Genomic DNA, 5,755 nt, shown 5'->3' on the forward strand with positions numbered 1-5,755 from the left:
GACTCATGCGAAAAAATCGAGAGAAAGAGAGAGGGCCCATGCTGACACGTCTTCGTAACGGCATCCTTCGCGCACAGGACCTGCGCGAATCCGGAGCCGCTATACCCGCCCAGCGCCCGTCGATGGCGTGCGAACTGGTCGACCTGAGTGCGAAGCGCGCGACGTGGCGCGTTCCCGTGCCGAACCAGGCGGACTGCTATCTGAAGGCCGAGCCGGGTGGCGCGGAGCGGTTCGTCGTCCATATCGACGCGGAGACGTTCTATCGCCGCTGGCTCGAGACGAGCCCCACGTTCCCCAAACAGAATTCGCAGGATTGCGTACCGCGCCGCGCCATGTCGCTCGACAGCAAGTTCGCGACGGCGGCCGCCGCGTTCGGAAGCGGCCGCGACGCACCTGTGACGTTGCCTTCGGTCGGCTACTGGGCGGCGGCAAGCGGCTACGAGGTCGCGATGAGCGACGGCATGACGCGCACCTTCTGGCTGCTCGCCCATCGCGTACGGTCGTTTCCGGTCAGCGTGGCCGACGCGAGCTGGGCGACGATACTGAACGGCCTGGCCGGCATCGGCGTGGCGCCGATCGCGTTCAGCGAGCTGTTCAGCCGGCGCGCATAAGCGCGAGGCCGCCGCGCGGCGCGCATCGTCCGGCTCGATTTGACACCTGGCGCGGCCGCCGATTAAAGTCGCGACGCGGGGCGGTGGGTCAAGCACACGCCCGGAACAGGCAGCCGATGTTCCAGGACCACGGGGCTACCCCGTGGATCAGATCGATACACCGATGCGTCGCAAGTGCGCATGTTGCGCGTTGCGCAACGACGGCTCTCGCAGCACCAGCCACGTTGACTCATCGTCCCGCCTCCGTTTCCCATGCACTCATCCCTGCGCGACACCATCCGCACGATTGCCGAGGCGATGCTCGCCGGTCCGCCCGAACGCGACGGCATCGTCGCGCGGATGGCCGCCGTGCTCGGCGAAGCACCGCCGTGGACGCACGAATGCGCGGACCTCGCGCTCGCCCGCTTCGGCGCGGACTGGGCCGATACCGACACCGACGCGCTCGCGGCAATCCTGGCCGAGGCGCCCGCGTTCGTGCGCGCATGGTATGGCGACCGTCGGCCGGCGGTGATCCGCATCGTGCGGCGGCCGCTGATCCAGCGACCGCTGCCCGTGCCGCTCGCTGACTGCGACGTGCCGCACTGGCCGACGCCCGGCGATCTCGCCGGCTGGCTCGGGGTGAACACACCGGAACTCGACTGGCTGGCCGATCACTGGCGTGTCGACGCGCGCAGCAGCGCCACGCCGCTGCATCACTACACGTACGTCGCGGTCGACAAGCGCAGCGGCGGGTGCCGCCTCGTCGAAATCCCGAAAGGGCGGCTGCGCGAAGCGCAGCGCCGCATCCTGCACGGGCTGCTCGATCGCATTGCGCCGCACGGCGCGGTACACGGTTTTCGCAAGGGGCACGGGATCGTGTCGTTCGCGGCGCCGCATGCGGATCGCGATGTCGTCGTGCGCTTCGATCTCGCGGATTTCTTCGTGTCGGTGCGCGCCGCGCGCGTCCATGCGCTGTTCGCGACGCTCGGGTATCCGGCCGAAGTCGCGCGTACGCTCACCGGGCTGTGTACCAATCGCGTGCCGTCGGCGCGGCTGCTCGCGCCGGACCTGCGCGACCGGTTCGACTGGATTGGCCGTCAGCGCTATCGCGAACGGCATCTGCCGCAGGGGGCGCCGACGTCGCCGGCGCTCGCGAACCTGTGCGCGTTCCGCTTCGACCTGCGGCTCGCCGCGCTCGCGCGTTCGCTCGATGCGACCTACACGCGCTATGCGGACGATCTCGCGTTCTCCGGCGGCGGCGCGCTCGCGCGCGACATCGAGCGGCTGCAGATCCGGATCGCCGCGATCGCGCTCGAGGAAGGTTTCGCGCTGCAATTGCGCAAGACCCGCGTGATGTGGCGCGGTGCGCGTCAGCAACTGGCCGGCGTGGTCGTCAACCGTCATCCGAATCTGGCGCGCGACGCGTTCGATCGCCTGAAGGCCATCCTGACCAATTGCATCCGGCATGGCCCGGCGTCGCAGAACCGCGACGCGCATCCGGATTTTCGTGCGCATCTGGCCGGACGCGTCGCGCATGCGGCGGCGTTGAACGCGGCGCGCGGCGCGAAGCTGCGCGCGCTGTTCGACCGGATCGCGTGGGAGCCCGGCGGCGCCGATCGCTGAACCGTCGGGCCCGCGCGACGCCGGTCAGCGACTTCTGCATCACGACGCCGCGCACTGCTATCATTCGCGCCATGCCGCGCCCGTGCCACGCGCGGCGATCATTTGCCGCCGCCGTCGCCCCTTGCATGCGTACGCGGCGCCGCCTTTGCCGGCCTGGCCTTGCCTGTCAGTGACGCACGACGTCGTTTAGTGCGCATCGCGCAATCATGCCGGCTCAGGTGGACGATTCACCTATTTGACAGCCCCGATCGGCTGAACTTCGTGGTAGGTTCGGCCATCGGAGCTTTTTGCAAAAACATGCCCAAAGAGGATGAATACATGACCCAGGCCCTGCAGGAACTCGAAGCACAACTTCGGGACCTGAACATCAAGCTGTCAGAGGCGAAGCAGAAGGAGAAGCAGGCCGCGCTCGCGGCGTTCAAGGAACAGGTCGAGTTGCTGGGAATTTCGCAACAGGAAGTGCTGAGCGCGCTCGGCTACATCGTCCAGCGCAAGCGCAAGGCGCCTGCCAAGTACTACGATCCGTCGACCGGCCGCTCATGGTCGGGGCGCGGCCCGCGGCCGAAATGGCTCGAAGGCAAGGATCTCGAAACGCTTGCGGTCGATCGCGAGGCCAAGACCTGGTGGCCCGGGGACGATCAGGGCTGAAGCCCGTCGCATCGCAAGGCCATCCGGCGCCGCCCGGTTCGCGCGGGCGGGCCGGCCGGCAATCCTCCGCCCGCCTGCTGTCTTTCATCCGGTGTCCGGCCTGATCGCGACATCGCCGGCCTCGCCGCCGCACCGGATCGACGTTTTCCCTTCTTTTTTCTCTTTTCCGTTCGTTGCCTGTCATTTTCCGCCTGCCGCCCCGCCAGCGCGGGCCGACGTGCGTCCGCCCCCGTCGTTCGCGGGCACAGGCCTTAGAATGTCGCCGGACATTCGTGGCAGGACACCATGGCAGCAAACATGAAATCTTCGGCGCTCGGCGGCCCGTCGACCCCGCGCGTCGAGCAGGTCGGGGCGTACGCGTGGAAAGCGCTGGCCGGCTCGGCGATCGGCTATGCGATGGACGGCTTCGACCTGCTGATCCTCGGCTTCATGCTGCCGGCGATCACGGCGGCGCTCCACCTGACACCCGGGCAGGGTGGTGCCCTGGTCACGTGGACGCTGATCGGCGCGGTCGCGGGTGGCATCGTGTTCGGCGCGCTGAGCGACCGCTACGGGCGCGTGCGGGTGCTGACCTGGACGATCCTGCTGTTCGCGATCTTCACCGGCCTGTGCGCTTTTGCGCGCGGCTTCGAGGATCTGCTCGTCTATCGCACCATCGCGGGCATCGGCCTCGGCGGCGAGTTCGGGATCGGCATGGCGCTCGCGGCCGAAGCGTGGCCGGCAGCCAAGCGCGCCCGCGTGTCGTGCTACGTCGCGCTCGGCTGGCAGGTCGGCGTGCTGCTGGCCGCGCTGCTGACGCCGTTGCTGCTGCTTCACATCGGCTGGCGCGGCATGTTCGTGGTCGGCGTGCTGCCCGCGCTGCTCGCGTGGGTGATGCGCAACAAGCTGCACGAGCCGGAAGCGTTCGTGCAGCGCGCGACGCAGCCGAAATCCAACGCGTTCCGCATGCTCGTCGCCGACGCCCGTACCGCGCGCACGAGCGTCGGCATCGTGATCCTGTGTTCGGTCCAGAATTTCGGCTACTACGGGATCATGATCTGGCTGCCGACCTTCCTGTCGAAGCAGATGGGCTTCTCGCTGACGAAATCGGGGCTGTGGACGGCGGCGACCGTCGTCGGGATGATGATCGGCGTCTGGGTGTTCGGCCAACTGGCCGACCGCATCGGCCGCAAGCCGACGTTCCTGCTGTACCAGCTCGGCTCGGTCGTGACGGTCATCGCCTATGCGCGGCTGTCGGACCCGACGGCGATGCTGTGGGCCGGCGCGCTGATGGGGATGTTCGTCAACGGGATGGTCGGCGGCTACGGGACGCTGATGTCGGAAGGCTATCCGACGGCCGTACGCGCGACCGCGCAGAACGTGCTGTGGAACATCGGCCGCGCGGTCGGCGGCTTCGGCCCGGTCGCGGTCGGCGCGCTCGCCGCGCACTACTCGTTCCAGACGGCCATCGCGCTGCTCGCCGGCCTGTACGTGCTCGACATGGTCGCGACGCTGTTCCTGATCCCCGAGCTCAAGGGCGTCGAGCTCGAATGAACACGGTGCGTGCATGCACCGCCACGATTTCACCGGAAACCACGATGCAACGGAACAACAGGACGATCGGCGTGATGGGCTCGGGCAAGGAGCCGTGGCTCGCGTTTTCGGAACCGCTCGGCGCGTGGCTCGCGCAGGCCGGCTTCAACCTGCTGACGGGCGGCGGGCAGGGCGTGATGCTGGCGGTCGCGCGCGCGTTCGCCGGCGTGCCCGGTCGGGCCGGCCGGTCGATCGGCATCCTGCCGACGCAGGCCGATCCGGTCGCGGGTTTCGTGCCGCTCGACGGCTATCCGCATCCGTTCGTCGACATCCCGGTCCTCACGCCGCTGCCGCGCCGCGAACCGGGCGCCGCGCCGGACACGATCAACCGCAACTACGTGAACGTGCTGAGCAGCGACCTGATCGTCGCGCTGCCGGGCGGGCCCGGTACCGCCGAGGAAATTGCGCTCGCGCAGCGCTGGCGCAAGCCGCTAGTCTGCTTCGGGCCGGACGGTGCGTTTCGGTCGCTTGTCGCGGACGCGGTGTGCACGTCGTCGCTCGACGACGTGATCCGGTTCATCGACGATGCGTTTACGGCGGAGCAGGCGCAGGCGGCCCGATAGTTCACGGGATCGAGGCGATTCCTTTCGTCGGGATGCGCGTGTGTCGTTCAAGACGAGAACGCATGACGACCTGCGCAGCGACGGCGTCCGCCGATCTCAGCCGCCGGACGGCCCGGGCCGGCTGAAGCGCTGCTCGACGACCTCGGTCCCCCACTGCGTGCCCGCGCTTTCGCTCGTCAGCGCAAAGCCGAACGATTCGTACAGATGGCGTGCGGCATCGAGCCCCTTGAAGGTCCACAGGTAGGTTTCGCGAAACCGGTACTCGTCGACGAAACGCATCGCGAGCGTCATCAACCGACGCCCGACGCCCGAGCCGCGCAACGCGTCGTTGACGATGAACCAGCGCAGGTGCGCGACGCCCGTCGCCGGGTCGCCGTCGATCGCGAGCGACGCGAGCGTCCGGCCGTCTTCCTGGCACAGCCAGAGCGCCTTGCCGTCGGCCGGCAGCGCACCCGCGAAGGCGGCCAGCTCGGTCGCCACGCGTTGTTCGAAGAAGGCGCCGAAACCCCAGTGTTCCGCATAGAAGCGCGCATGCAGGCTCGCGATGTCGCCGATGCAGCCGGGCTGATAGCCCTCGCGAATCGACGGCGCGTCGGCAGGCGCGACGCTCGCCCTGGCCGCGTTGTCCTGGGCGAGCGCATCGGCATACAGCGCGAGCGAACGCAGCAGCGCCTGCTGGTCGGCCGGAATCATGCGACGCAGCGCATTCGACACCTGGTCGGTCGCGAACGTGTCGATTCTTTTCTGAAGCTTTTTGCC

The 5,755-nt window shown here is 68.4% G+C and carries 6 protein-coding genes; 5 read left to right on the plus strand and 1 reads right to left on the minus strand.

Annotated elements, in window-relative coordinates:
* The 5 genes from JMF90_RS21220 to JMF90_RS21240 form a co-directional block, all read left to right on the plus strand.
* The coding region (locus JMF90_RS21220) for a hypothetical protein (RefSeq protein WP_236598014.1) at positions 1–611 on the plus strand (611 nt) is incomplete at its 5' end.
* Positions 612–863: 252 nt separating this feature from the next.
* Positions 864–2,213, plus strand: a complete 1,350-nt coding sequence (locus tag JMF90_RS21225) for a reverse transcriptase family protein (protein WP_201317236.1) — start codon at positions 864–866, stop codon at positions 2,211–2,213.
* Positions 2,214–2,531: 318 nt separating this feature from the next.
* A complete protein-coding gene (locus JMF90_RS21230) occupies positions 2,532–2,861 on the plus strand; it encodes an H-NS family nucleoid-associated regulatory protein (protein ID WP_011549287.1) in 330 nt (109 codons plus the stop codon).
* Positions 2,862–3,146: 285 nt separating this feature from the next.
* The gene (locus JMF90_RS21235) at positions 3,147–4,394 is read left to right on the plus strand and encodes an MFS transporter (RefSeq protein ID WP_201317237.1); all 1,248 of its coding nucleotides are present in this window, start codon (positions 3,147–3,149) and stop codon (positions 4,392–4,394) included.
* A gap of 44 nt (positions 4,395–4,438) precedes the next feature.
* Positions 4,439–4,996 carry an LOG family protein gene (locus JMF90_RS21240; protein WP_236593034.1) on the plus strand — a complete coding sequence of 186 codons (558 nt, stop codon included), beginning with the start codon at positions 4,439–4,441 and terminating at the stop codon, positions 4,994–4,996.
* Between the two features lie 96 nt (positions 4,997–5,092).
* Here the strand turns inward: JMF90_RS21240 and JMF90_RS21245 are convergent.
* On the minus strand, positions 5,093–5,755 hold a 663-nt coding region (locus tag JMF90_RS21245; RefSeq protein ID WP_201325399.1), incomplete at its 5' end, for a GNAT family N-acetyltransferase.

This window comes from Burkholderia sp. E168m23, assembly GCF_016586125.1.
GTDB lineage: Bacteria > Pseudomonadota > Gammaproteobacteria > Burkholderiales > Burkholderiaceae > Burkholderia > Burkholderia orbicola.

Excerpts from the sequence above, each read along its gene's own strand:
- JMF90_RS21225 (WP_201317236.1), top strand. The coding sequence starts at position 864 with ATGCACTCATCCCTGCGCGACACCATCCGCACGATTGCCGAGGCGATG.
- JMF90_RS21230 (WP_011549287.1), top strand. The coding sequence starts at position 2,532 with ATGACCCAGGCCCTGCAGGAACTCGAAGCACAACTTCGGGACCTGAAC.
- JMF90_RS21235 (WP_201317237.1), top strand. The coding sequence starts at position 3,147 with ATGGCAGCAAACATGAAATCTTCGGCGCTCGGCGGCCCGTCGACCCCG.
- JMF90_RS21240 (WP_236593034.1), top strand. The coding sequence starts at position 4,439 with ATGCAACGGAACAACAGGACGATCGGCGTGATGGGCTCGGGCAAGGAG.